At 57.5% G+C, this 3,392-nt stretch carries 2 protein-coding genes and 1 pseudogene; all 3 read left to right on the forward strand.

Annotated elements, in window-relative coordinates:
* Positions 1 to 252, forward strand: a 252-nt coding sequence (locus tag AC27KI_RS21080) for a hypothetical protein (protein ID WP_487115660.1), incomplete at its 5' end; no start/stop codon positions are given.
* 34 nt (positions 253 to 286) lie between these two features.
* The gene (locus AC27KI_RS21085; protein ID WP_487115662.1) at positions 287 to 1,198 is read left to right on the forward strand and encodes a hypothetical protein; all 912 of its coding nucleotides are present in this window, start codon (positions 287 to 289) and stop codon (positions 1,196 to 1,198) included.
* 109 nt (positions 1,199 to 1,307) lie between these two features.
* Positions 1,308 to 3,392 (forward strand): annotated as a pseudogene (locus AC27KI_RS21090) (hypothetical protein); the annotation flags it as partial.

Here is a 3,392-nt window from a genome sequence, read left to right on the forward strand (position 1 = left end):
ACCTTCGCGCAGATGAACGACAGCCAGGCCTTCATGGGCAACCTCGGTGTGGGCGCGGGCGCCGACATCTTGATCGAGGGGATTGCTATCAAAAAAGTAGCAATCAGGGCAATCAGTACTAGGGCATCAGGGCGATTTGACTCAAAAAATCGAACTGAGGCAGCAACGATGGGCGCTTTGACGCATTCAGGCGTTAGGCAGGGATATCGGGCCGTGGCAAACCACGCATTGGATTCAAGGAGCGCGGCATGACATTCGGCCCAACCGATATTGTGAAACTGGTCCTTTGGATCATTTTTTGGGGCATTCGTTTTTCTGCCTCTTGCTGGCGCTCGTTTTAAATAAAACGCCGAAGGCCCGCATTAAAGGTGCGTTGTTGGTCGTTGCCGTATTCGTCGGCGGACTGATGTGGGGATATCACTCGCTGGTCACCGAACCGAAGCGCATCGCTGAGGAGGAGGCAAAGAAGAGGGGCGACCCATCTCAGCAAGAGCGTAAAGAGAAGTATGCCAGAGCCAAGGCTCTATTTGAGCAGAGGTGTAAAAGAGCGGGAGAGAGAATTTATAAAACTGCAGATAACGTCGAGGGAGTCTATTTGCTGAAAGTTAGGCCGAAATATCAAGATCAGTTTGGCTATGACCCAATGTATGCGGGAGCGGCATTGATTGGAAAGAGTGGCGATGAAGGATATATCGCATCTTTTCTGAGATATGAAAGAGAGAGTGATGCCGGCGCTCAACGAAGTCAGCAACTTTCAGATAAGCCAACTTCTATATCTGGTTATCGTTTTGTAGATGCTATTGATGCATCTGACGGTAAGCGATACAGATATCAGAAATTATATGGTCCTGATAATCTCCCTTCAGCAGATCTTTTGCCTACTCCTGCAATGATTAAAGCGCCTGCTGCAGATTATTTTCCCCGCTACGCTGTCACCTATGAGGACTTGGTTGATGTTGAGGATAGAAAAAATTGGATTGCAGGTACGGTAATTAAAGTGTTGGATATGACAACCAATGAGGTGATGGCGGAGCAAGAGCGCTATTTGTTTGACACGGGCTTGGGGAGTACCTCAGGCAATAGAAATCCGTGGGGGTGGGCTGCATCCTATGTCCCCGGGTGTTCCTCTGATCCCCGTTTCCAGGGCGAAACTCGTTTTTTTGTCGATCGAGTTTTGAAGCCAAAGCAAGGAAATTAAAATGGCCAACGATATCAAGACCTATTTGAAATACACAAATCTGCAAATGGCGGCCGAATCGTTATTCGGAATTCAACCAACTGATAAGGCCGGGAAAGATAGTATTGCGATGGATGAAGCCAGTCTGATAATTGGCAATAACCGTTCCAGCAAATTTACAGCCCAAGAAGCCAAGAATGTCGCCGAGACCTGGACCGTCGCACAACACATCAGCAACACCGCCACCGGCTTCTCCGGAACCCTGTTCCGGGCGATCAAGAGCGACGATGCCCAAGGCATCAAGGTCGGCGACCTCGTCCTGTCCTTCCGCTCCACCGAATTCCTGGACGACAGCGCGCGCGACAACCAAGCCACCAACAGCATGGAGATCAAGCCGTTTGGTTGGGCGTTCGGGCAGATCGCGGACATGGAGAGCTGGTACGCCAGCCTCAAGGCGGGCGGCTTGATCCCGCAGGGGCAGCAGATCGCGGTTACCGGCTACAGCCTGGGCGGCCACCTGGCCACCGCCTTCAACCTCTTGCGCGTGGAAGACGGCACCCTGAACACCGCCGTCAAGGAAACCTACACCTTCAATGGCGCAGGCGTGGGCCAGCTCAAAGCGGGCAACACGCTCGCCTCCGTGATGTCGGACTTCAACGCGCTGCGCACCGGAGGCAGTGCCGCCCGGTTCACGGATGCGGTGGCACTGGAGCAATACAACACCCTTCGCACCCAGATCAACGGGAGTGCCACCATTGCGCAACTCGATGCGGCCTACAGCAAGATCAACGGGCTCATCACCTATCAGGCCAATCCGGACACGGGCGTGCCCTACATGCCGCTCAGCCCGCGCAACGTGCAACTCAAGGTGCTGCTGGACGCCGTGGACCGTGCCGGGATCATCGCCAAGGAGGCGATTCGGGTGACGACGCTGAGTGCAGGCGGGGAGGACGGCGGGGCATCGCCCAACAACATCACCTCGGACAAGATCGAGGCCACCCGGTTGGACTACCAGTTGGCCGTGCTGTTCACCCAACAAAAAACGGAGCCGTCCGCAGGCGTCATCGGTGGAGGATTGCAGGCGTACGAAGGGCGCAAACCGGGGCCCTTCCTCATACCCAACTTCCACGACGTATATGGGGACACCCGGCCATCGGCGGTGTCCAATTCGCAGTTGCACTACGGCACCGCCACCCCGGTGTTCATCGAAGACCAGCCCCTGCTGCGGGGCGTGGTGGTGGGCGAAGCCATCAATGCCACCCGGAATGCAGCGGGCGACATTAAGCTGCTGGTGCCCGAATTCAGCCAGAACGACTTCGGCGACACGCACAGCCTGGTGCTCGTGCAGGACTCGCTCAACGTGCAAAAGACGCTGGCCCAACTGGACCCCAGCCTCACGCTGGAGAAAGCGTCTGCCATCCTTCGCGCCGCGTCCGACAAAAAGTCGGACTGGCGAAGCGGCACGCAAGGCAAGGCCGAGGGCGACGTGCTGGAGAACGTGGTCAACGCGCTGGCCGACATGCTCGGGCTGAACTGGCAAGGCGCCACGCGCCTCAAAGGGAGCCTGGAGGGCAACACCTGGGCCAGCTTGACCGATGGCAAGGACGGCACCAGTGGACGCAACACCTTCTACGCCCGGCTCAAGGACGTGACCGACAGCGAGGCCTACAAAGCCTTGGTGGGCAAGGCGAGCATCGCCCCCTCCAAGTCGCTGGGCGGGGCCAAGACCGAATTCCCGGCGTTCCTTGCGTTGCACACCCTGAGTCCGTTGGCGATCCAGACCACGGATGCCAAGGCCATCGCCCAACTGAAGCTCGCCAACAAGGCGTTGGCAGACCGATGGGATGCCGATACGAAGCTGACCGACGCGCAACGTGAGCAGGGCTTGGCCAATTTCTCTGCCGCTTGGTACTCGGACCGCTTCCGGCTGCTGCTGGCCAAGGTCGATGCCAACACCGCCAACGTGGACAAGCCCCAGGCCGTCACCCCCAAAGGCGTGGCCATCGAATACCACTACTTCGACACCGATGCCTCCACGCAGGACAAGACACTGACCGTCAAGCCTTACACCGGCCCCATTGGCGCACCGGTGGCCTACGTGCGGTTCGGCAACGACCAGGCCAATGCGCTCAACGGAGCAGGCCAGGACGACCACCTGTACGGAGGCGCCGGCAACGACACCCTCACAGGCCTTGGCGGTGCCGACTACCTGGAA

This window comes from Acidovorax sp. KPB24-03 (assembly GCF_057546605.1).